This window comes from Cryobacterium sp. Y82 (genome assembly GCF_002929495.1).
Classification (GTDB): domain Bacteria; phylum Actinomycetota; class Actinomycetes; order Actinomycetales; family Microbacteriaceae; genus Cryobacterium; species Cryobacterium serini.
This window is the reverse complement of the sequence record NZ_PJJJ01000025.1, coordinates 13,011-33,732: the sequence shown is the minus strand read 5'-3', so window position 1 is coordinate 33,732 and position 20,722 is coordinate 13,011. Positions and strand designations below refer to the sequence as shown.

Here is a 20,722-nt window from a genome sequence, read left to right as displayed (position 1 = left end):
GCCGACCAAAAACCTCACGCTCTCACCCTGAGAGCGATGATCGCCGCTGCAGTGTCTTGCCCGACCCGGATGGCGCCGTCCACGTGCTGGTAGCCCTTTCCGGCCATGTCGCTGCACGAGAAGGAGATCGGGCCGACGGGGCTGCGGAGTTCGGAACCGTACCTGGCGAGCCCACCCATGTCGAAGCTCGCCGCGTAGGCGCCGCGGGTCCACTCTTCGGAGCCCCAGTCGCTTTCGTAGTAGACGACCGGGTGCAGCGCTTGCTCGCCGTAGTAGTGCGAGAGCGACTCGAGGATGCGGGCCTTGCGCTCGTCGGCGCTCAGCGCGAAGACGGCATCCGCTTCTTCATCGGAGACGAACCCGACGAGGGTGCCGCGTGGGTCCGCAAAGTTGGTGTTGTCGTACGCCTCGTGCACAAGCTCGTACGGGCTGAATGCCGTGCCGGAGAGGTCGTCGGCGCGCCAGAACGGCGTCTCGTAGACCGCATGCACCTTGATCACAAAGCCCATGGAGAGGTGCTGGTGCAGTTGCTGCTGGCGACGCGGCAGGGGCGGCACGAAGCTGATCCGGCTGATCAGGGGCGGCGGAACCGCCACGATGGCGTGCCGGGCAGTCACCGTCATACCGTCGGCGACGATGGTGACACCCGCATCGTTCCAGGTCACGCTGCGCACCGGCTGCCCGAGGTAGACGTCGCCGCCGAGCTTCTCGGCCAAAAGCAGCGGCACCTGCTGCAGCCCGCCAATGACGCGCTCGTCGAGAATGAAATCGGAGTCGACGAGGTTGCTGAACGACCCGGCGCTCGCTGCCATGAGCAAGGCCTGCAGCGCGGAGAACGCGTGCGCCGGCTTGGTGAGCATCGCCCCGGCGATGAACATACCGATGTTGTCGCGGGCTTCCTGGTCGTCGGTCTGCGTCTCCAGCCAGTGGCTGAACGACACCTCGTCGAGTTCCTTGGCGAGCGGATGCTCCCACGGCCTGTCCGGGTCGATCTCGGCCACAAGGGCGTCGAGTTTCTCGATCAGACCCACGATTTGCGCCTCGGTACCTTCCGGAACCGGAAAGATCTCGCCGTCAAACCGACTGACCACGCCGGCACCGCTGATGTAGACGTTTTGGCCGGAACGGTAGCGCGGGTAGGTGGCAAGGCCCAGCTCGGCCAGCGTGTCCTTGAGGGCGTGCTGGTCGGGCGAGACCCACTGGCCGCCGATCTCGAGCATGGCGCCCTCGATCTCGTCGGTCCACAGGCGCCCGCCGACGCGGTCGCGCGCTTCAAGTACGGCCACAGTGAGGCCGGCTTTGTGCAATGCGGTGGCCGCGGTGAGACCGGATGCCCCGGCACCGATGATAACGACGTCACGATCAATCGTGGTCATGGTTGCTCCTGTATTGCTGGTCGGACTACGACGAGGGAATGAGGGTGTATTTGGTCGAGAGGTATTCGTGGATGCCTTCGGGGCCACCCTCCCGACCGAGGCCGGACTGTTTGACACCGCCGAAAGGCGCTGCTGCGTTGGAAACAAGGCCGGTATTCAGCCCCATCTTTCCGGTGTCGATCCTGTCGATCATACGGTGCGCACGTGCGATATCGGTGGTGAAAACATATCCCGTCAGACCATATTCGGTGTTATTTGCTAATTTGATAGCCTCTTCGTCTGTTTCGAAGGTTCTAGTGCCGACGACCGGACCAAAGATCTCTTCCCGCACGAGGCGACTGTCGGCGCTCACACCGGTTAGCACCGTGGGCGCGTAGAACGAGCCGGGGCGGTCAGGCCGAGTGCCACCGGTGAGCAACGTCGCACCGTGCGCGAGGGCATCCTGCACGAAGGCATCGACGCTATCGACGGCGGCATCACTCACGAGTGGACCGAAGTTCACCGTTGGGTCGATGCCGGGGCCGACCACGAGAGCGTTCACCCGCTCGGTGAGCCGCCGGCCGAATTCTTCGGCGACCGACAGGTGCACGATGAACCGATTGGCCGCCGTACGGGCCTGGCCGGTATTGCGAAACTCGCGCCAGCATGGCTCCGGTGACGGCCTGCTCGAGATCAGCGTCGGCGAACACGACGAAGGGGGCGGTTAGCTTCGGCGATCGGCTTGCCCATCTCAAGCGTCATGAGCGTGGCGAAGTCGTCGCGACGCTCCTGCAGCAGGTCGAAGGCCCGGCGCAGAATCTCGGCGCGCGCCCGGGCGGGTGTGGCCGCCCACGACTCTGCTGCCGCCACGGCAGCCTCGAGCGCACGCTCGCCATCGGCACCGGATGCGTTCTGAATCTTCTTGAGCACCGCGATTACACTCTGGTCGACCAGATCTCCCGACAGATGTGGGGTGCCCTGCCCCCGCCCCGGGCCTGACCGAGTTCTGTCTCGTCGCCCGGCAGGGTGTGCTGGCGCTGCTGGCCAGAACGGATGCCCATGAGGTTGGCCTGGCCACCCTCGCACCCGTGATGGCGCACGATCGGGCGCACTCCACCGAGTTACTGGGTGCCCTTCGCATCTGGCTGATCTGCAACGGGCACTTGAGCGAGGCCGCCGCCCTACACGGCGTGCACCGGCACACGGTGCGCACGCGCATTCAGCAGGCGGAGCGGCTGCTCGCCCGCGACTTGGGCTCCTTCCCGGCGCGCGCCGACGTCTGGGCGGCCCTACTCGCAACCGACAGCGCTACCGTGTAGCGATTCAGCCCTTGAGGGTCCACGGCTTGCGTCGCACGAGAACGTGGCCGCGACTCGTGCTGAGGCGGGTCCACAGTCCCGACTCGAACAGGTGCACCGGTTCGTCGTCGGTGAGAAAGCCGAGGCTGAAGGCTGCGAAACCGGCCCCGGTCGGTACGAATTCGAGCCCCTCGACCTGACGGCCCCAGACCTCGGAGCGCACGCGTTCGACGATCAACTCTCCGGTGCCCTCCGGCACGGCGGCGGCAACCTCGTCGATGCCCTCGCGGGCAGCCGCTTCGAGGTGCGATGCCGGCGTCTGGCCGTGTGGTTCCCAGCCGCCTTTCGGCGGGGAGATGCCGGTCCAGGTCACGGTATTCACCTCCAGCGGAACGGTCACGATGACCGGCACGGTGAGGTCTTGCGCGGTGGATTCGAGGCGTTTGAGGCGTTCCAGCAGGGACCGCACCGGTACAACCGTGTCGAGGTCGACCGGCTCCGTCAGGGCGAAGGTGCGCAGCCCCAGCACGGTCGGGCTCGCGTCGAGCAGACCGCGAGGATAGAAAATGGCGGTGTACACGGCGAGAACGCCCTCGGACGCCATGAGGCGCACGGAACCATCGAGGACGCGGCCGGAGCGTGAAAGAAACACGATCAAATCGCTGAGGGACTGGGAATCGGTAAGAGTGAATGACTGGCTCATCATCTCCTAAACTACCAAGATACGAAACATCCGCGTGCCGCGGTCGCGAACTTGCCCGAGGAGACAGCATGCACAAGCCGATGGAAGGCCTTCTGGCCGTCCTCGATCTCACCGACACCGGTGCCCGCACCAATGAAGACATCTTTACCGGTCCGTCCCAGTGGATGCCGCTGGGCCGCGTGTTCGGTGGGCAAGTGCTGGCCCAATCCCTCGTCGCCGCGATGCGCACCGTACCCGACGAACGCCACGTGCATTCCATGCACGGATATTTTCTGCGTCCCGGCGATGTGAACCAACCAATCACCTTTTCGGTCGAACGCATTCACGACGGCCGCTCGTTCTCCACCCGCCGCACCCAGTGCTACCAGGACGGCGTGCCGATCCTGTCAATGATCGCCTCGTTCCAAGACGCCGATGAGGGTCTGGAACACCACATCGAGATGCCGAAGGATATCCCCGATCCGGAGAGCCTGCCAACGGCATCCGATTCGCTTGCACACATCGATCATTCGGTGGCCCGTTACTGGGCGAGCGAGCGCCCTTTCGATATGCGGCACGTTCCTTCACCGATCTACCTCAAGGTGAACGGAGAGCACACCTCCCGGCAAGCCGTATGGATGAAAACTTTTTCGCCTTTGCCCGACGACCCCGATCTGCACCGCGCCGCCCTGGCCTACGCCAGCGATTACTCAATCATGGAGCCGATCCTGCGTCGGCACGGCATCGCCTGGTCTTCCCCCGGCCTCAAGGTCGCGAGCCTCGACCATGCCATGTGGTGGCACCGTTTCGGTCGGGTCGACGAATGGCTGCTCTACGTGCAGGATTCACCGAGCGCCCAGGGCGGTCGCGGCCTCGCCACAGGCAGCATCTTCAGCCGCGACGGCGTGCTGCTGGCCACCGTGGCGCAGGAGGGCATGCTGCGCGTACCCATCGTTCTCGAGTAAGTCGAACACCTACCAGGTCGGTTTGGATTCCAGGAGCACCCGCTCGTCGGGCATCCATCGGATGTCAACGCTCGCGATGTCATTCTCAGCGACGCTCGTCGTTGCGGCAGCGGCAACCGTGGTGCCCGGACCGGCAATCCAACTCGCCACCAGGCTTTCGTCGCCGGCGGTGTCGGTCACGAACAGGGCATAGGGCTGCGGTCCGAAGTCGTTTCCGCTCTTTGCATAGCTGCAGCTCGCGTCGATGCGGGTCCCCCAGTCTCCACCGGTCAGGCGAAACGTCGCGGTGAGCGGGCTTGGAACCACCGCGGTCATGGCTACGGCCGGTTGCCTGGCACTGATGACTCGTTGGTCCAGCCAGCCAGGCACGACCAGGGCAGCGGATGCTGCAATCGCGGCGGCCGCCATCGCGGCTCCCACACCGACCCGGCGGGTGCGCCGGGAGCGCGCCCTGGCAGCCTGCAACAGCCGCGGTAACAGTTCGGCGGAAGGTGACGCGCCGGCATCCGTTGCCGCCTGCGTCGCCGGGCCAAGGTGCAGGGCCTGGTCCAGCGGAACCAGAGCGAGCAGCCCCGGCAACCCGGCAAGGTGAGCGACAGCCTGGCTGCAGGCGGCACAGTCATTGAGATGCCGTTCGAAGTCCCGGCGGTCGCCCGGCGATAGGGAGCCCAGCACATAAGCACCGTCCCAGTCGCTGTATAGATCTGCTGGAGTGGTCATCGCTCCGTCACACCTCGTTCTTGCAGTGCCAGTCGCAGTGCTCGCAGGCCGTAGTGCAGCCTGGATTTCACTGTTCCTTCCGGCACGACCAGTTCCCGCGCGGTTTCCGCCACCGACTGTCCCCGGTAGTAGGCGCAGACGATGACGGCGCGGTGATCCGGTGACAGGTCGTTCAAGGCATCGGCAACCAGCCAGGCGTCCAGCAGGGCGTCAGTCTGGTCGTCGGTTGGCACTTCGGGCAGCTGATCGGTCGGCACCTCGTGCCGTGCTCTGGCCGAGCGTCGGTCGTCGATCACGAGGTTGCGGGCCACGGTGAACAGCCAGGCCCTAGCCGAGACCTCGGTCTGGTCCAGCAGCCGCGGGCGACACCAAGCGCGCAGCAGCGTCTCCTGCACGACGTCGTCGGCGAGGGCTGTCTCGTGGGTCAGCCGCACGACGTAGCGCCACAGTAGAGGCCCATGTTCGTCGTGGAGGGCCCGCAAGAGTTCGGCGCGCTCATCGGCCATGACCTACCTCCCCTGCTTAACACGAATATTCGGAGAACGTGGTTCAATTGCAGCCGTGAATCAGTGCACCGAATCGGATACCGCTTCGTTGATAATTACAACAACGCAAACCTACCCGCGAACACGTCCTTCAAGGAGAGTCATGACACCGGAACTCGACCTGTCCCGTCGCAACATGATCCTGGCCGGAGGGAGCGCTGCGGCGGCGGTGACTCTGGCCGCCTGCAGCAGCACCCCGGCCACCAGCACCCCTGACACCACCACAAAGCCCGCCAGCCCAGCTACGACGGATCCGAGTGGCTCGGCCACTGATACCGGCCAAGCGGCAATCGAGGTCGCAAAACTCGCTGATATTCCGATCGGGGGCGGCATCGCGGCCACACTGGATGGTCAACCCATTCTGCTGGCCCAGCCCACGGCCGGTGTGGTCGTCGGTTTCAGTGCTATTTGCACTCACAGAGGATGCAAGGTGGAGCCGGCGGAAACCGAATTCGACTGCCCGTGTCACCAATCGCGGTTTGACCTCGCCACCGGGGAAGTATTGGGCGGCCCGGCCGCGCGGGCACTCGACAAGGTGACTGTCACGGTCGACGGCGACACGGTCATGGCTGGTTAGCGACCAGCCATCCGGTTCGGCTCAGCGCCGGGCAAACTCGATCGGTGCGTCGAGGTATGGCGACCATGCCGCACGTTCAGTGTCGTTGATGCGGCGCGGCCGCTCGCTTGCCGCGTCGACGAGCACGATGGTCGTGTTCGCCCGGGCGTACAACAACTCGGGCGAGACACCGTCCGGGCTGTAGACCTCGTAGCAGACGTCCAGGCTGGCCCCGCCGAGTTTGCCGAGCCATAGTCGCACGTCAAGCGGCTGGCGCAAATAGGGTACCGGCGCGAGATATTCAATTTCCTGCCGCGCGATAAGCGTCAGGGTCGCCGCTCCCGGGCGACCGTCGAGCACGGCCGTGCTCGCGCCGATCGCCCCGTCGTCTTCGGTCACCCAGAATGCCAGGATGCGCGCCTCTTCGAGCAGGCGCAGCATCTCGGCATTGTTGACGTGACCGTAGGCGTCGAGGTCGGACCAGCGCAGGCGAATCGGTACGTGCAGCTTCACAAGTTCTCCGTGGTTCGTCTCAGTCCCGGGTGAGCTTGCGGTAGGCCGAGCGGTGCGGCTTGGCCGCGTCGGGTCCGAGACGCTCGATCTTGTTCTGCTCGTACGACTCGAAGTTGCCCTCGAACCAATACCAGTTGGCCGGATTGTCGTCGGTTCCCTCATAGGAGAGGATGTGCGTGGCCACTCGGTCGAGGAACCACCGGTCGTGAGTAATCACCACGGCGCAACCGGGAAATTCGAGCAGCGCATTCTCGAGCGAACCGAGAGTTTCAACGTCCAGGTCGTTAGTGGGCTCGTCGAGCAGCAGGAGGTTGCCGCCCTGCTTCAGGGTGAGGGCCAGGTTCAGCCGGTTGCGCTCACCACCGGAGAGCACACCGGCTTTCTTCTGCTGGTCTGGACCCTTGAAGCCGAAGGTCGACACGTAAGCACGCGACGGAATCTCGGTCTTGCCGACCTGGATATAGTCCTGCCCATCGGAGACAACTTCCCACAGCGTCTTGTTCGGGTCGATGCCTCCGCGGTCCTGGTCGACATAGGAAATGTCGACCGTTTCGCCAATCTTCAGATCGCCGCCGTCGAGGGGCTCCTGGCCGACAATGGTCTTGAACAGCGTGGTCTTTCCCACACCGTTCGGGCCGATGATTCCCACGATGCCGTTACGCGGCAGGGTGAAACTGAGGTTGTCGATGAGTACGCGCCCATCGAACCCCTTCTCCAGCTTAGTTGCGTCGATAACCTGGGCACCGAGGCGCGGGCCGACCGGAATTACGATCTCCTCAAAATCGAGTTTCCGCGTGCTTTCGGCGGCGGTGACCATCTCTTCGTAGCGAGCCAGCCGCGCCTTGGACTTCACCTGGCGGCCCTTGGCGTTGGAGCGCACCCACTCAAGTTCGTCGGCGAGACGGCGCGACAGCTTCGCATCCTTCTTGCCCTGCACGAGCAGACGTTCCTGCTTCTTCTCGAGGTAGGTGGAGTAGTTGCCCTCATACGGATACAGGTGTCCGCGGTCGATCTCGGCGATCCACTCGGCCACGTGGTCGAGGAAGTACCGGTCGTGAGTGACGGCGAGTACAGCGCCCGGGTACTTGGCCAGATGTTGTTCGAGCCAGAGCACGCTCTCAGCGTCCAGGTGGTTGGTGGGCTCGTCGAGAAGCAGCAGGTCAGGCTTCTGCAGCAGCAGTTTGGTCAGCGCCACGCGGCGTTTCTCACCACCGGACAGGTTGGCCACCTCGGAGTCACCCGGCGGGGTGCGGAGGGCGTCCATGGCTTGCTCGAGCTGGGAATCAAGGTCCCAGGCATCCGCTGCATCGATGGCTTCCTGCAGCACGCCCATTTCGGCGAGAAGCGTGTCAAAATCTGCGTCGGGCTCGCCAAGGGCGAGGCTGATCTCGTTGAAGCGGTCGACCTTGGCCTTGATCGGCCCGACGCCCTCCTGCACGTTCTCCAGTACGGTCTTGCTCTCGTCGAGCTGCGGCTCCTGCATGAGGATGCCGACGGTGTAGCCCGGGGAGAGTCTCGCCTCGCCATTGCTGGGGGTGTCCAGGCCCGCCATGATCTTCAAAATGGTGGACTTTCCGGCACCGTTCGGGCCGACCACACCAATCTTGGCGCCGGGAAAAAAGGACATGGTGACGTCGTCAAGAATCAGCTTTTCGCCGATCGCCTTGCGAGCGCGGACCATTGAGTAAATAAATTCGGCCATAGTGCTTATCAGTCTATTTGCCGGGTGGACCCAACAAGACACAAACCGGTCGACAAAATGGGCGCAACTACGCTGTGGAAGCCGTCGCTGGCCGGTCCGATCTGCCCGATCAGGCACTCATCGGCGATGCTTACCGAGAACTGGATGGAGTCGGCGGCTAGATCCGCCTGGGTACGATCAAAAGTCACCTCCATTGCGGCTCGGTCAAACCCGCCGGCCACGAGCGCGTCGATGTAGGCGCGTCCGTCGGCTGCGGGATTGGCCTTGGTGACAGCGGCAGCGAGAAAGTTGAAGTACACCAGATTCTCGGCAGCGGCTCCGTCGGGCAAGAGCGTTGGATCAGACGCCGGCGTGACCGAGGGCTCAGTCGCGGCGGAGTCGGACGGCACCGAATCGTTAGCTGGGGATTCTGTTGGGACACCGCTGCACGAAGTCAGGCCGAGCCCGAGGAGCAGCCCAGCGCTCACCATACCCATCACGAACTGGGGCCGGCGTGCACGCCGTTGCGCTGTTCTCGCGCTCACACTCTGCCATGCTGGTTTCGCCATGCTCACGAACTGCCTCCCCCGTCCACCCATGTATACGATGCTACGAGTCTAAACGGGCATATGCATCTCGATCAGCGTCGGTGTCGGTCGGAACAAAGCCGTCTTCGGAACGGTCGACATGCCCGCTTTCCGCTTCATACGCGATGGCCGATTCGGCGGACTCTGCAGACTCTGCAGACTCTGCCGGTTCTGGCCCGGCCTGATCGGCAGGGGTGCGGGAGGAAGCACCGCTGCGCACCGGCATCGTGGTGTACCAGGTGAGGTCGTGGCCGAGAGCGTCGGCAAGGATTTCAACGGCAATTCCGGATCGTTCGGCGTTGGTCCACCTGCGAATGACCAACCGGCCACTCACGATGACGTGTTGGCCTTTTGCGAGCGACGACGCCGCGTTTGTGGCTAGCTGGCGGAACGTCGAGACGGAGTACCAGCTGCTCTCGTCCTCAACCCACTCATCATTCGTGCGGTCACGATGACTCTGGCGGGAGGCCAGTCGAAAGGACGTGATGGGGGCGCCGTTCTTGGCCACACTGCGGCGCGGGACGGTGCCGATGATTCCGGATACGGTGATGTGGTCGCTCATAGTTTCTCCCGGCACGGTCTTCGCGTGAACACGCACGCGTCAGCCGCCGAGCGAACACCCGGCGCACGCGACCCGGGAACGGCAACTCGTGCCATTCTTTGTCGTTCCCGGGTCGCACACTGCGAGTGTGCTGCCCGGAACGACGCCGTGGCGCAAGCCGTTGGCGATCAGGGGAGAATGACGCAGCCGAATGGCTGTGGAGGAGGAGCTAACCGACCAGGTACTGCGAGTACGACTTGCGAATCTTGTTGACCTTGGGCACGGCAACCGCCATGCAATAACCCTGACCGGGATTCTTGTTGAAGAAGTCCTGGTGGTAGTCCTCGGCCTCGTGGTAGTCGCCGAGCTGCTCGATCATGGTCGTGATGCCGGCGCCCCACCATTCACTTGCCCGCTCGCGGGCCGTCTCGAACAGCTGCTTCTGCGCATCGTCGGTGTAGAACATTGCCGACCGGTACTGGGTACCCACATCGTTACCCTGCCGATTGAGCTGGGTGGGGTCGTGCAGGGTGAAAAATACGTCGAGAATCACGCTGGCTGGAATGACATCGGGATCGAAAGTCACCGCGACAGCTTCGGCGTGACCGGTATGACCGGTGCAGACCGCTTCGTAGCTCGGGTTGGCGGTCGTACCGCCGGTGTACCCCGACACGACTTCGCTCACTCCGCGTAAGACCCGATACACAGCATCGAGACACCAAAAACATCCACCTGCGATCACAAAAGTTTGCACCTGACAAGTCTAACTCCTCGCTCGCTGCAGCCTCCGGTCGACGTGGCGCTCACGCCCTCTGTTCGCCCAAAGCGGATGTCGGTGGTCACCCCTAATCTAAAAAAGAGACCGGGGCCGGCGCGGATACTGCTGAACTTTTATGGAGGAGCACGAATGACCACTCTCATCGCACCGATTCTTCGCGCAGCAATGCCCAGCACAGCACGCCCCGAACTGGCACGTCCCACACCGTCCTTTCCCGTGGTGCGTGGCCGCAGCTTCATCCTCGTGCGCGAAGGGCTGTGGCGTATCGTGGACCCAGCTGGCGCTGTCATCGGGTATATCGAACACCACGTCGGCGTCGACGGCGACCGATACAGCGCCCGGCGAATCGTCTTCGCGACCCGCACCCGAGACCTCGGCGAGTTCTGTCGGGTCGCCGATGCGGTGGACTGCTTTCGCTAGTGCCGCACCGGCAAGTGCACTGGGCGGTAGCGCACTTGACTGAGGGCACGCCGCGTCTGATCCCAAAGAACCGGGTTCAGCACGGATAAAATCCTGCACATGGAATGGTGGAATAACTTCGTAACCTGGTTTACCGACGTCAGCACTCGACCGATGATTTTCACCGCGGTCGTGTTCATCGGCGCGATCGTCATTGCCAGCTTGCTGGCCGCGTTGATCTCGCACGGGGCCATCAAACGGCTCATTGCCCAGCGCGATCGCGAGATCAAAGTGGCCGCTATCGCGACCCTCGTCGATGCCGCCACCGAGGCATCCGTGTGGAATTCCCTCACCCCGCAGGGACAGGTCATGAGCGATCGGGCGGTCGGCCAAGCCGATATTCAGGTGCGGCTGCTTCCGATTCGCGGATCGGGAATCGCCGCGACGTGGGCGGCGCACGAACTGTACGAACTCAAGCGCACCTCCGCTACGTTCGGGTACCAGCTGGAACCGGCACTGGTGGAGTTTCGTGACCGACTGGTCGAGTGGCAGAACAAGCCCGCCCGCGCACGCAAGATTTTTCAGGGCGATCTTGACCGATGGAAGTCCCAGAACTCCTCCACCGAAAAAAGCCTGCTCGCGGAGCAGGAAGCGTGGGTGGCCCAGCAACATCACGACCAGTACAACGCAACCGATTCGGCCCTCTCTCCGGCGCGGGCCGCGCCGCTCACGCCGGCGGTCGTCAACCGCACTGCCGCATCTGCGTCGACGGCTTCGGATGCTTCGACCGAGACCCAGCGCCTTTTGGATGACGTGAATAAGCTCGAGGTGCGCGGCACCGACCCGCTCACGCGTTCGTCGGCGGCCCCGACCCTGTAGTCGCTCTCTCCGACAATCGGAGAGTTGGTCGGCGCTTTCTCAGCGCTGACCGGCTCATGCTGTGTTTACCGCGTCGGGAATCAGTGCCACCACGTGTCGAACAGTGACGCAGGTACGCGCCGCTTGTGCTCGGTGTTGAGATAGCGCGTTTCGATGGCCTCGGCCACTTCGTCTTCGACCGACTGGCCCTCGAGGAAGTCGTCGATGTGCTCGTACTGCAGACCGAGGTTAGCCTCATCGGTTTGGCCAGGAGTGTGGTCGAGCAGGTCGGCGGTGGGTTCCTTCAAATAGAGCTGTTCGGGAGCTCCCAGTTCCAACAGCAGGGCGCGGCCCTGGCGCTTGGTCAGCCCGGTCAAGGGCAGAACGTCGGTGCCGCCGTCGCCGTACTTGGTGAAGAATCCGGTCACGGCCTCGGCGGCATGGTCGGTGCCGACCACGAGCAGACCGAGCTGGCCGGCTACCGCATACTGGGCGATCATGCGTGAGCGCGCCTTGACGTTCCCCTTGGTGAAGTCCGTCATAGCCACGTCGAGGCTCGCTAAAAACTCGCTCTCGAACCCGTCGACAGCGGGTTCGATGTTGAAGGTGGCCTGCGATTGTGCACGGATAAATTCCAGGGCGAGTTGAGCATCCGCTTCGTCGCGCTGCACCGCGTACGGCAGGCGCACGGCCACGAAGGTGGCCGGATGCCCTTCCTCGGTCAGTTCGCCTACCGCCAGGGCGCAGAGGCGGCCGGCGAGGGTGGAGTCCTGGCCGCCGCTGATGCCGAGCACGAAGCCCTGGGCTCCGGTGCGCTTCAGATACTCCTTTAGGAATTTCACCCGGCGGCGCACTTCGGCGGACGGGTCGATAGTGGGTGAGACGTTAAGTTCCGCGATGATCCGCGCCTGAAGTTCTCGCATACGTTGAATGTAGCAATCCTCGAAAATCCGCGCCGCGCTTCCTGCGAAATCATCTCACAAGGTGCCGGCGAAAAGTCGTGAAGATTTGCCGTACGGTAAGACAAACGCCGCTCGGGGGGACATGACAATGATTGTCAACAATTGGGACAGCGCGCGTGCGCGCTCGCTGACAGCACGATTGACAAACAGGACGGTTCGCGGCATCAGCCGTTCTGCCTTGGCTATAGGTGTGGCCGTTGTTCTACTGGGCGGACTCGGCGGGTGCGCCTCCGCGGTCACGAACGACGAAGCGGATGCCGCGACTGCTGAGCGGACCGCCGCACCGACGGTCGCACCGACAGGGTGCAGTTCCGAGTTCGCCGTGGACTACGGCGACGTGGTCGGCCTTCAGGACGTGACCGACGAGTTCGGCACGTATTGCCACACGACTATCGGCCCCGAGTCCGAGGCGGCCATCTACGATTCCGCCAAGACTGATGTCGAGACTTTGAACGAATTCGGGTTCACCGAGAACGACGCCGCGGAGGCCCTGCCGGTTGCCCTGCGCATTCTCACCGAAGAGGTATTGGACAGCAGCCGGCTGGACAACTACAGCATTGCCCCGGCCGAGTGGTTTGCGGCGAATTCCGACTACATGAGCACGAAGTGGCAACCGGTTTACCAGAAGGCGATCGACAAAGATGCCGCCACATTAGGCATGTCGGAAACCTCTGGCATCATCGTCACCGACATTCTGCCGTCGCCACTGGCCCGCGACGGAGGCGCACGCGCGTCGAGCGCAGTCGTGCGACTTGATCGCGTCCACGGCGAAGAGCCCGACGGAGGCGAGCCGAACCTGGTGTTCAGCTTCAGCACAACGAGCACGTTTGTTGCGACGGATGCCCAGATCGTCGCGCTGGTGCTCGCGGCCGACGCGAACCAGATCGAGGATGCTCTGCGGGCTTCCAATCCGGAACTCTTCGATGAAGCGGATAACTCGTCACTCATCATGACCGGGAAGACCCTTCTGGGTTTCGGTCTGGAAAGCAACGAGCAGATCATCGGCTCGAGTTCGGTGTTCCAGCTGTATACGGACCAGGGCCTCGGCATCGTCGAGTAGGCCGGAGCGTTCGTTCGGACCCGATTGTCACGCGTTTGCTCACGAACATGCAGCGAAACAGGTGCTAACGGCCGTCTGGCTCTTCAATGCTGAGCACCAGGCCATCGAATGTTGTGCTCATCGTCACGAACCACACACCAGTCGCCAGGACCTCCATAGGCCGACCGGATTGCACATAGGTTGCCGTGTAGTCAAGCAGCACCTTTATCGTGTAGACACCGCCGGCCTCGGAGTCAAATCCGGCCATGGGAATCCCACGGGTGACAATCGTCGTTGTCATATTGTTGAAGCCGCGCGGGTTGACGAGATCTGGCTCATTGGTCAAGAGCTCGGAACCCGGTGCGAAGTGCTGTGCAAGTCGGGCGGATCGCGCTTCAACGGTCTCGTCAGGGGTGACGGTCGTGTAGGCGAGCACAGCAGCCCCTGCAGCCGTGTAATGCGCTCTCATATCCCCGGTCGGTCCGGTGTAGATGGAATCAACAGAATTTTCGTCGGTTTCGCCTGCGCTTTCGCCCGCGCTTTCGCCGCCAGACATCGGTGTCGACTCGGTTGACGCAACAGTTTCACCATCGCTGGTCGCAGCAGCGTCTGCAGTGTTGGCTGCACTAGTCGCTGTCGCGGAGGATTTCGCCAGTTCCTTGGCGACTCCCTCGGCCTCCCCACGTGGCCACAGGGCGAACGCTGCGATAGCGAGTACCGCGCAGGCACCGATAGCGGTGGCGCCGATTTTCTGTTTGAAATCCATTAGATCTTCCTGTCTGTCCCACGGCCCCATGTCCCAGGTGGCCTCGAGCAAAGTGAAATTGACGCAGCGCTCCTTCATAACTGACAGGGTGCAGTCCGCCGGCTTGATCGAGCGGAAAAGAGCTCGAGGATGTTTTTGAGGGCGCCGGACAGCGTCTGAGAGGATTTCGTCTCTGGTGCCCCCGGCAAGAATCGAACCTCCGACAATCGGATTGCAGCGGACCCAGTCTTGGCTGAGCGACCCTCATTGCGAAACCTAGACTGATCTCGTCTGATCTCGATCTGATCAGGCGTTCCCCACAATATCCGTGCCAATACTATCGCATTACCTCGGCCCATCTCGGCTGGTCTCGACGCAATAAACGTTGAATAAACGTGCGCGCATCAAGTGCCTCTGTTCGGCCCCAAACTCACCCATTCGACACACCATACCGAGCGCGAGCCGAACTCCTGGTCTCGGGCCGCACACCTGATGTGGTGCGCTTCGCCTGCCTTGGGCGATGCGGACATCACCACTCCCACTCGGACGTCCTTGGCGTATCCGAAAACGACGTCGACACCTGCGCCGAGCTTAGGGAGGGTGGCGACCGCAACGGCACGCTCTACCTGCTCGCCACCAGTGCCGGCTCGAACAACTCGGCGGCGCTGGTCTCGGCTTTCGTCGATGACCTCGTCGAAACCGCATAAACACGGGGGAAATGTGAAAACTGCAATTGATCGGCGCGCGCCCAGATTCGGAATGGCGGTAACCGCTGCTTTGGTCCTCGTCTTGGCCGGCGATGCTCCGGCGTTTGCGGAGGAGGGTCCTGGACCGTACGAAGATACAGCGCCGCTTGAATACGCAGAGATAGCAGAAGAGCTTGTAGGGACCGTTTACGTCGTGGGTGATGAGGTCTTCTCTTCCGACTTGGAGCCAGTAGCCACGCTGGATGAATACATCGAGATCTTTGAAGAAGCAGGCGTCGACGCGGTGTCTGGTGACGTGGTGTCTGGTGACGTGGTGTCTGCTGGATTCGGAAAGCGGGGTGGATTTGCCGTTCAGCGGGCCAGCATGGTCCGTCCGAAATTTGAGGCTCCCGGATGCAGCGGCCACGATGCTAACCGGAGTTTGCAGGCTTTCAAACGGACTGCAAAGGAGGAGCTCCGAGAGGAATCGCAGAGCTTCGATGTGGTAATTCATCGTGGGGCTGGCGACACATCACCACCGGGCACAAAGCTGGCTACGGCAAGATTAGTGCTCCCTCTGGAAAGAGCTGGGACACCTTCGCAAAATGGTGCGTAGGGCAGACCCTCGGATCCCCGTCGAGCGCAACCAAGCAATCCTCCAACAACACCTATCTCTACACGGCCCCCATTCAGATCTGGAACAACGGCGCCCTGCAAAAGACCTACCAGAATCGTGTGTCTGTGCGAACGAGCGATTGGGTGATCGTGACTTCCTACATCAGCCGCACCTAAGGTGGAGGACTATGTCTAAGCGAGTCGACGAAGCATCGGCCTTACTCGACGAACTCTTCGCGTATCTCGAGGGGTTCGACCCGCCCATCCTCAGCACTGACCGGGCTGCAGAGACTGTCATGGTGGAGGCAGCAGAACCCGGCCCTGCTGCGAATGTTCTGATCACTCAGCGCGAGTTTCAGTCGTACTACGAAGTGCTACTTGAATCGGCGGCTGACGACCCTAGTCCGGGTTCTCTTCGAAGGAGAGCCTTCTCGCTCTTCTCTGTGTTACTTCAGGAAGCCGCGTGGGACATGTCGGAGCCCGGATCGCTTGGCTACCAATTAGTGGGGCACCGATTCGTTTCTCGAGATTGAATCAGTGGTATCAGAACCATACGATCCGATACCGCCGCGCACCGGCAAGCTCCGCGGGCGGAGCCCCAAGGCGATGGATGCGAAGCGCGCCCGGGGACGGCGCCGCCGTCCGAATGGGTATCACCCCAGAAGTGCACTATCCCTGGATGGAGCTGAGCATGTCCAACGGCACCACGAACCTGGTGTCGCTGGGCGTGTATCCGACCCAGGCGGCGGGGGGTTGACGCTAATGCCCTGTCGCTGGGATGTTCTGCAGCTGAGCTCTGTTCTACCCGTACCCATCTCATCGCCCTGCTCGAGGAACAACTCACCGACCAACGCCACGACCTCTTCACCCGCCGCGGCCTCGGACACCTCGCCGGCAAGCTCTACGCCCTCCTGCGCCAGCACCCGTCCCTCACCATTGACACCGCCGCTCGCCTCCTGGGTGTCACCGCCCGGCACGCCGCCACGATCCTGAGCCGTCTCCGCCGTCACAAGCTCCTGGTTGTGCACCGGAATGGTTGGGCGAGGTCGAAGCGGGATCTCCGGAACCAGGCGGCCCTGCAGATCAACGTGCTTGGAACACTGCTGGCCAGGGCGGAGCGGTATCGGATCGAGCGGGAGGTGTGGGCGTGGTGGCAAGCGGAACTGACCACGATGATGTCCGCGCCCGGGTCTCGGCCGCGGCGCCCGCATGTGTCGAGCCGTCCGTTATTTGAGGCGAGCACGCCGGGTGAGCGGGTCTGGCCGCGGTATCCGCGAGCCAGCACCCACCTTGCTGATCATCGTTCCGCGCTCGAGCTGGTGGGTGCGGGGTTGCTCAACCCGGAGAACCGGTGGCAGTACCTGGGTGAGGCGGCGTAACAGTTCCACGGACGCGTGTTCTGGTCCGTGGTGCTGCTCGGTGGGGTTTTTTGCGGGTTATGGCCGGGCCTTGGCGCGGGTGTCGCGTTTGGAGAGCTGGGCGCCAGCAATGGTGAGGGCGACGAGGCAGCCCGCGGTGAGGATGCTCCAGGGCCAGAAAGCGGACGCATTCCACAGGAGAGTCGTCGCGGCGAGTTAGAAGACGATGCTGACGTAGCTGAGCGTTTCGCGCCGCGGGGTGGAGTACAGGGTTGGTATCCCGTCCCAGACCTTCACTGGGCAGTAGCCCCGCCGCAAATGGGGCGTCTGTCAGTTTGATCGAGGTGAGCGAGCGTGGACGTGCTTGTTTCAGTCGGAATTCTGCGAGTCATCCCCCCGGATGTTCGGTGCACAACCAGCTGCGCTTCCCGACCGTAAGCCGAAGGGGCCGAGCGCCGGACTTGATTCGGATAGCCGGCGGCAGGAGTCGGGCGGCAGCCTAGTTGTACTGGCCAGGGCATTGGTGAAGCATCCGGCCTCCGGCTTGCGAGACGATGCGGTGGCAGGGTCAGGTCGTGCAGCTGGGAAGGCCAGGCAGCGTTGAGCCCTCAGTACCCGGGGGCCACGGGACGAACACCTTAGGGAAGCGTTATCTCCCGAAGTTGCTGGACTACTGCCTTCCAGCCGCCCAGTTGCTGCTGAGTGATAGTACGTTCCGGGCTCGTAGCCCAGTCTTCGACGTCCCTTCCGCCGATAGATTCCGCCAAATACCTTATGACGCCCTTCTTAGACTCGGTGGACATCGCAGCACCCGTCTGCTCAGCGCCCGGAACGTCGGCGATTTCCGTGAGGTACGCCTGGGCGAACCAGTCAGCGGCTTCAGCACGTAAGTACGCGCTCGTCAGTGAGGTGTACCAGCGAGAGATGAATTCTCCGTAGGGTGCTGAATTCGTCATGAAACCGTCGCCGCTGAAGAGGAGTTCCCGGACTCTTTCAGGGGTTAGCCCTCTCGCTGCAAGGAGGGCGCCGTCGATATCTCCTCGGTCTACGAGTTTACCAAGTTCGTTGCTCATCACACCCATCCGTTACTGATACGGCCACCCGAAGACGTCGGCACGGCGACGGTCCCCCTTGTCTACCCGCGTGAGTTGCTGCGGGCATTTCGGACAGCGGAATTAGTGGATTCTTCTGCGTTGCCAATGTTGGCTGTTGATAACCATAGTGGACGTCACTAAAGTCGGCGGAAACCCGGCGCGGAGTGCTGGCGTCGGCTGTTGTGGAAGCCTTCTACATACCGGATGACATCGCTGCGGGCTTGCGATTTCGTCGCGTATGCGGTGCGGTAAACGCGTTCGTTCTTGAGCATCGAGAAAAGCTTTCGGCCAAACTGTTGTGCCAACACGCCGGGCGGCCCATCGAGGAGCGTAACCAGAGGCTGGTCACCAGCTCCCGGAACTCGGTCGACGTGAAAACGCTGCCGCGGTCCTGACCGCGTCGGCAATTTCCGTGTCTACCGTGCGGCGCAGCGGCTGCGGGACAGCTTCTGGACCGCGACAGGAATTGTGCCCCGCGACCCCAACAAATCCACCCGAGGGGGCATCTAGCACGCGATTCCGTAGGACGTTCCGCATACGGGCGCACTCTTGGTCACCGTGGTCTTCGCTGCCAGCCTTTGGGAGTTCGAATTACCGTCGTTCTTGCGCTCGCTTGTTGCGCACGGCTATTTTGACCGCTCCGGCGATTATGAGCAGTCCACCGACAGTGCCGAAAATTCCCAGTGGCGTGCTCGTCGACAAATAGCCAATCCCAGCGACCACAAACGCAATCCCAATGAGTGTCAGGATGCCCTGAAATACTAGCGTTTCTCGCATAATAGTCTCCTGGATCGGGTGGCCAGGGAATCGGCCTCTCACCGCATTTTATGCGGCTGCTGCCTAGTCGAACGCGACTGCTGGACCCACGGCTTTGGCTCAACATCTGTCCTCGGACCGGCTTGACCCACGTCGTCCCGCAAGGGGTTCCCCTTGCGGTTAGGGGGTGAAGGGTCTGCCGGATCCGATCCGGAATACGCCAATCACTGTGGTGCCGTCCGATGCGTAGGCCAAAATGTCGACGTAGGTTCCTTCATGCGCATTCGTCCACTCGATCGCTTCCTCGGGTGACTTCAGGTTCGAGCCTTCAGCGGCTTCAAGGTCTTTGGAATACACGTAGCCCGACTGCATATCGAGGGTTTGGACGAGGATGAGGTCGGGGGCGATCGCGCTGCTTCCTTGGACACCGAACGTTTGACCGTTTGCGTTGACAGGCCAATCCGGAACCGGCCCGAGTGTGGCCTTTCCGCCAGGAGTGGCCGAGGGCGTGTAGAACAGGGTCCCGTAGTTCAGTGCCGTCGCCGTTCCGCCTGTTCCGACGGCCGCGATCAGGAGGATCAGCGCAGTCCAGCGGATTGCGCGCCCTCTTCGAGTCACGGGATGCTTCTCCTGAGGAAGCGAACCTTGCGCTTCAGCGACAAGGAAGTTCCTCATTTGGGTTTTGCGTTCCGGGAACAAGTTGTCGTCGTTCATGATCAGGCAGTCCCTTCTGGCTGCACGCGCGGAGTCGGTGCTGCACCGCTAACCCCGAGGGCAAGTCGGCCTTTGGCTCGGGCGAGTCGGGATTTCACCGTGCCGACCGGGATTCCCAAGGCCAACGCAGCCTGGGCCATCGACATGTCCTCAAGGACGCACAAGGCTAGGACGTCCTGGTCCCGTGGACTCAACCGGGAGAATGCCTTCCGGACGCCAGTTCGGGGCGATTGAGCGTCGAGACGTTGGCCGGTAGCTTCCGCGAAATCGTCGGCGTCTCGAGGTGCAGGGAGTCTGGCAAGAACCAGGTGTTGGCGCCGCCGGGAACGGGCCAGATTGCGGGCCGTGTGGGTGGCCGTTACGAGGAGCCAACCGATGATCGATGCGTCCACTACGCGAACGGACCGGCGGCGCTTCCAGGCTGTGAGAAAGGCAATGGCGGTCACATCATCGGCGTCGGCGCGCGACCCTGTCAGTCGAAGGCTGTGGCCGAAGACGCGATCCGCGTGAAGTTCAAAGACTCGCCCGAACGCTTCAGGATCGTCGGCGACCGCGCGCAACCACAGTGCGCCCTCGCTCACGTCCTCCGAATGGTCCACACCTAATATTGTCCACTCGGCTCATCCGAGTTCCCTTTCTCTGACACGAATGTCAAACGTCGTCGCGGAAAGAAAGCACTCCACGCGGCACTCGCGAGAAACCAAGTCAAAGCGTCCCAATAGGGGTTCCCCTTGCGGATCGACTGTTCGCGTGTCCCGGTCGCCGTCCGTCTTGCGGGCGGCTCCTTCCCTTACTTGGTCGGTTTGCTCGTAGGTGGCAGCAGCGGTCGCGGTTGTAGGGGGCTGGAGTAGACCACGCTGGTGGTCACGCTGCCGAGGGTTCCGATGCGGCCGCTGACTTGTTCGAGGTGCTGCATGGATGTGGCGACAACCTTCATGATGAAACAGTCCTCGCCGGTCACATGATGGGCCTCGATGACCTCTGGGATTTCGGCCAGCAAGGTGTGGAGCGGTTCGTAGATGCTGCTCGGGTAGCGCAAACGAAGGTAGGCCATGATCGTAAACCCGAGCCTGGACGCATCCACCACGGCGCTGTAGCCGCTGATCACGCCGCTTTCTTCCAAGCGTCTCACCCGCTCGGCAACCGCACTGTTGGACATGTTGAGAACACGGCTGAGCTGGGCGATGGTCTGTCGTCCGTCCGCCTGGAGAGCGGAAAGGATATCGGTATCGACCTTGTCGAGCCCGAAAGAAGATATTGCGGTCATCTGGCAAT

The 20,722-nt window shown here is 62.6% G+C and carries 25 protein-coding genes and 2 pseudogenes; 9 read left to right on the top strand and 18 right to left on the bottom strand.

Annotation, left to right across the window (positions count from 1 at the left end; genetic code table 11):
- Positions 1-14: 14 nt before the first annotated feature.
- On the bottom strand, positions 15-1,376 hold the full coding sequence (locus tag CXY70_RS03655) for an NAD(P)/FAD-dependent oxidoreductase (RefSeq protein WP_104191030.1): 1,362 nt from the start codon (positions 1,374-1,376) through the stop codon (positions 15-17).
- Positions 1,377-1,401: 25 nt separating this feature from the next.
- Positions 1,402-2,309, bottom strand: a pseudogene (locus CXY70_RS03650) (aldehyde dehydrogenase family protein); the annotation flags it as partial.
- Between the two features lie 14 nt (positions 2,310-2,323).
- Here CXY70_RS03650 and CXY70_RS18225 point away from each other — a divergent pair.
- Entirely contained in the window at positions 2,324-2,674 is a 351-nt protein-coding gene (locus CXY70_RS18225) for a helix-turn-helix domain-containing protein (protein WP_233205717.1), read from the top strand.
- Between the two features lie 4 nt (positions 2,675-2,678).
- Here the strand turns inward: CXY70_RS18225 and CXY70_RS03640 are convergent, their stop codons facing one another.
- Entirely contained in the window at positions 2,679-3,356 is a 678-nt protein-coding gene (locus CXY70_RS03640; RefSeq protein WP_104191102.1) for a hypothetical protein, read from the bottom strand.
- A 68-nt stretch (positions 3,357-3,424) separates the two neighbouring features.
- On the opposite strand from CXY70_RS03640, the gene CXY70_RS03635 reads away from it, so the two are divergent.
- Positions 3,425-4,300: an acyl-CoA thioesterase II gene (locus tag CXY70_RS03635; protein ID WP_233205716.1), complete on the top strand. Its 876-nt coding sequence runs from the start codon at positions 3,425-3,427 to the stop codon at positions 4,298-4,300.
- Between the two features lie 9 nt (positions 4,301-4,309).
- On the opposite strand, the gene CXY70_RS03630 is transcribed toward CXY70_RS03635, so the two are convergent.
- Both CXY70_RS03630 and CXY70_RS03625 read right to left on the bottom strand, forming a co-directional pair.
- Positions 4,310-5,020 (bottom strand): zf-HC2 domain-containing protein, encoded by a 711-nt coding sequence (locus CXY70_RS03630; RefSeq protein WP_104191029.1) that lies wholly within the window; start codon positions 5,018-5,020, stop codon positions 4,310-4,312.
- On the bottom strand, positions 5,017-5,526 hold the full coding sequence (locus tag CXY70_RS03625; protein WP_104191028.1) for a sigma-70 family RNA polymerase sigma factor: 510 nt from the start codon (positions 5,524-5,526) through the stop codon (positions 5,017-5,019). Before CXY70_RS03625 ends, CXY70_RS03630 begins: the two co-directional genes overlap by 4 nt.
- Positions 5,527-5,668: 142 nt before the next feature.
- Here CXY70_RS03625 and CXY70_RS03620 point away from each other — a divergent pair, with 142 nt between their 5' ends.
- On the top strand, positions 5,669-6,142 hold the full coding sequence (locus CXY70_RS03620) for a Rieske (2Fe-2S) protein (RefSeq protein ID WP_104191027.1): 474 nt from the start codon (positions 5,669-5,671) through the stop codon (positions 6,140-6,142).
- 21 nt (positions 6,143-6,163) lie between these two features.
- Here the strand turns inward: CXY70_RS03620 and CXY70_RS03615 are convergent, their stop codons facing one another.
- From CXY70_RS03615 to msrA, 5 genes are all read right to left on the bottom strand, one after another.
- The gene (locus tag CXY70_RS03615; RefSeq protein WP_104191026.1) at positions 6,164-6,634 is read right to left on the bottom strand and encodes a thioesterase family protein; all 471 of its coding nucleotides are present in this window, start codon (positions 6,632-6,634) and stop codon (positions 6,164-6,166) included.
- 19 nt (positions 6,635-6,653) lie between these two features.
- Complete coding sequence (gene ettA, locus CXY70_RS03610) at positions 6,654-8,336, bottom strand: energy-dependent translational throttle protein EttA (RefSeq protein ID WP_104191025.1); 1,683 nt, start codon at positions 8,334-8,336, stop codon at positions 6,654-6,656.
- A gap of 8 nt (positions 8,337-8,344) precedes the next feature.
- Complete coding sequence (locus CXY70_RS03605; RefSeq protein WP_146066044.1) at positions 8,345-8,860, bottom strand: hypothetical protein; 516 nt, start codon at positions 8,858-8,860, stop codon at positions 8,345-8,347.
- A 64-nt stretch (positions 8,861-8,924) separates the two neighbouring features.
- Positions 8,925-9,464 carry a single-stranded DNA-binding protein gene (locus tag CXY70_RS03600; protein ID WP_104191023.1) on the bottom strand — a complete coding sequence of 180 codons (540 nt, stop codon included), beginning with the start codon at positions 9,462-9,464 and terminating at the stop codon, positions 8,925-8,927.
- A 208-nt stretch (positions 9,465-9,672) separates the two neighbouring features.
- Entirely contained in the window at positions 9,673-10,197 is a 525-nt protein-coding gene (gene msrA / locus CXY70_RS03595) for a peptide-methionine (S)-S-oxide reductase MsrA (RefSeq protein WP_104191022.1), read from the bottom strand.
- A gap of 153 nt (positions 10,198-10,350) precedes the next feature.
- Here msrA and CXY70_RS03590 point away from each other — a divergent pair, with 153 nt between their 5' ends.
- Together CXY70_RS03590 and CXY70_RS03585 are read left to right on the top strand one after the other, a co-directional pair.
- Positions 10,351-10,641 carry a hypothetical protein gene (locus CXY70_RS03590; RefSeq protein WP_104191021.1) on the top strand — a complete coding sequence of 97 codons (291 nt, stop codon included), beginning with the start codon at positions 10,351-10,353 and terminating at the stop codon, positions 10,639-10,641.
- 99 nt (positions 10,642-10,740) lie between these two features.
- A complete protein-coding gene (locus tag CXY70_RS03585) occupies positions 10,741-11,499 on the top strand; it encodes a hypothetical protein (RefSeq protein WP_104191020.1) in 759 nt (252 codons plus the stop codon).
- Positions 11,500-11,579: 80 nt separating this feature from the next.
- Here the strand turns inward: CXY70_RS03585 and nadE are convergent, their stop codons facing one another.
- Positions 11,580-12,401, bottom strand: coding sequence for an ammonia-dependent NAD(+) synthetase (nadE, locus tag CXY70_RS03580; RefSeq protein ID WP_104191019.1), 822 nt, complete (start codon positions 12,399-12,401; stop codon positions 11,580-11,582).
- 229 nt (positions 12,402-12,630) lie between these two features.
- Here nadE and CXY70_RS03575 point away from each other — a divergent pair, with 229 nt between their 5' ends.
- A complete protein-coding gene (locus CXY70_RS03575) occupies positions 12,631-13,500 on the top strand; it encodes a hypothetical protein (RefSeq protein WP_104191018.1) in 870 nt (289 codons plus the stop codon).
- Positions 13,501-13,564: 64 nt separating this feature from the next.
- Here CXY70_RS03575 and CXY70_RS03570 read toward each other — a convergent pair whose 3' ends face one another.
- Positions 13,565-14,245 carry a hypothetical protein gene (locus CXY70_RS03570; protein WP_104191017.1) on the bottom strand — a complete coding sequence of 227 codons (681 nt, stop codon included), beginning with the start codon at positions 14,243-14,245 and terminating at the stop codon, positions 13,565-13,567.
- A 473-nt stretch (positions 14,246-14,718) separates the two neighbouring features.
- Between CXY70_RS03570 and CXY70_RS03565 the strand changes: the two genes are divergently transcribed.
- The 3 genes from CXY70_RS03565 (at position 14,719) to CXY70_RS03550 (ending at position 16,904) form a co-directional block, all read left to right on the top strand.
- Positions 14,719-14,931, top strand: coding sequence for a hypothetical protein (locus CXY70_RS03565; RefSeq protein WP_104191016.1), 213 nt, complete (start codon positions 14,719-14,721; stop codon positions 14,929-14,931).
- A gap of 52 nt (positions 14,932-14,983) precedes the next feature.
- On the top strand, positions 14,984-15,526 hold the full coding sequence (locus tag CXY70_RS03560) for a hypothetical protein (protein WP_104191015.1): 543 nt from the start codon (positions 14,984-14,986) through the stop codon (positions 15,524-15,526).
- Positions 15,527-16,613: 1,087 nt separating this feature from the next.
- Positions 16,614-16,904, top strand: a complete 291-nt coding sequence (locus tag CXY70_RS03550) for a hypothetical protein (protein ID WP_146066043.1) — start codon at positions 16,614-16,616, stop codon at positions 16,902-16,904.
- A 617-nt stretch (positions 16,905-17,521) separates the two neighbouring features.
- On the opposite strand, the gene CXY70_RS03545 is transcribed toward CXY70_RS03550, so the two are convergent.
- From CXY70_RS03545 to CXY70_RS03520, 6 genes and pseudogenes are all read right to left on the bottom strand, one after another.
- Positions 17,522-17,956, bottom strand: coding sequence for a hypothetical protein (locus tag CXY70_RS03545; protein WP_104191012.1), 435 nt, complete (start codon positions 17,954-17,956; stop codon positions 17,522-17,524).
- A 121-nt stretch (positions 17,957-18,077) separates the two neighbouring features.
- Positions 18,078-18,368 (bottom strand): annotated as a pseudogene (locus CXY70_RS18220) (IS3 family transposase); the annotation flags it as partial.
- 200 nt (positions 18,369-18,568) lie between these two features.
- Positions 18,569-18,754, bottom strand: a complete 186-nt coding sequence (locus tag CXY70_RS03535; protein ID WP_104191010.1) for a hypothetical protein — start codon at positions 18,752-18,754, stop codon at positions 18,569-18,571.
- A 159-nt stretch (positions 18,755-18,913) separates the two neighbouring features.
- Complete coding sequence (locus CXY70_RS03530; protein ID WP_104191009.1) at positions 18,914-19,447, bottom strand: hypothetical protein; 534 nt, start codon at positions 19,445-19,447, stop codon at positions 18,914-18,916.
- A gap of 2 nt (positions 19,448-19,449) precedes the next feature.
- The gene (locus CXY70_RS03525; RefSeq protein WP_104191008.1) at positions 19,450-20,046 is read right to left on the bottom strand and encodes an RNA polymerase sigma factor; all 597 of its coding nucleotides are present in this window, start codon (positions 20,044-20,046) and stop codon (positions 19,450-19,452) included.
- A gap of 191 nt (positions 20,047-20,237) precedes the next feature.
- Positions 20,238-20,714 (bottom strand): Lrp/AsnC family transcriptional regulator, encoded by a 477-nt coding sequence (locus tag CXY70_RS03520; protein WP_104129425.1) that lies wholly within the window; start codon positions 20,712-20,714, stop codon positions 20,238-20,240.
- Positions 20,715-20,722 lie beyond the last annotated feature (8 nt).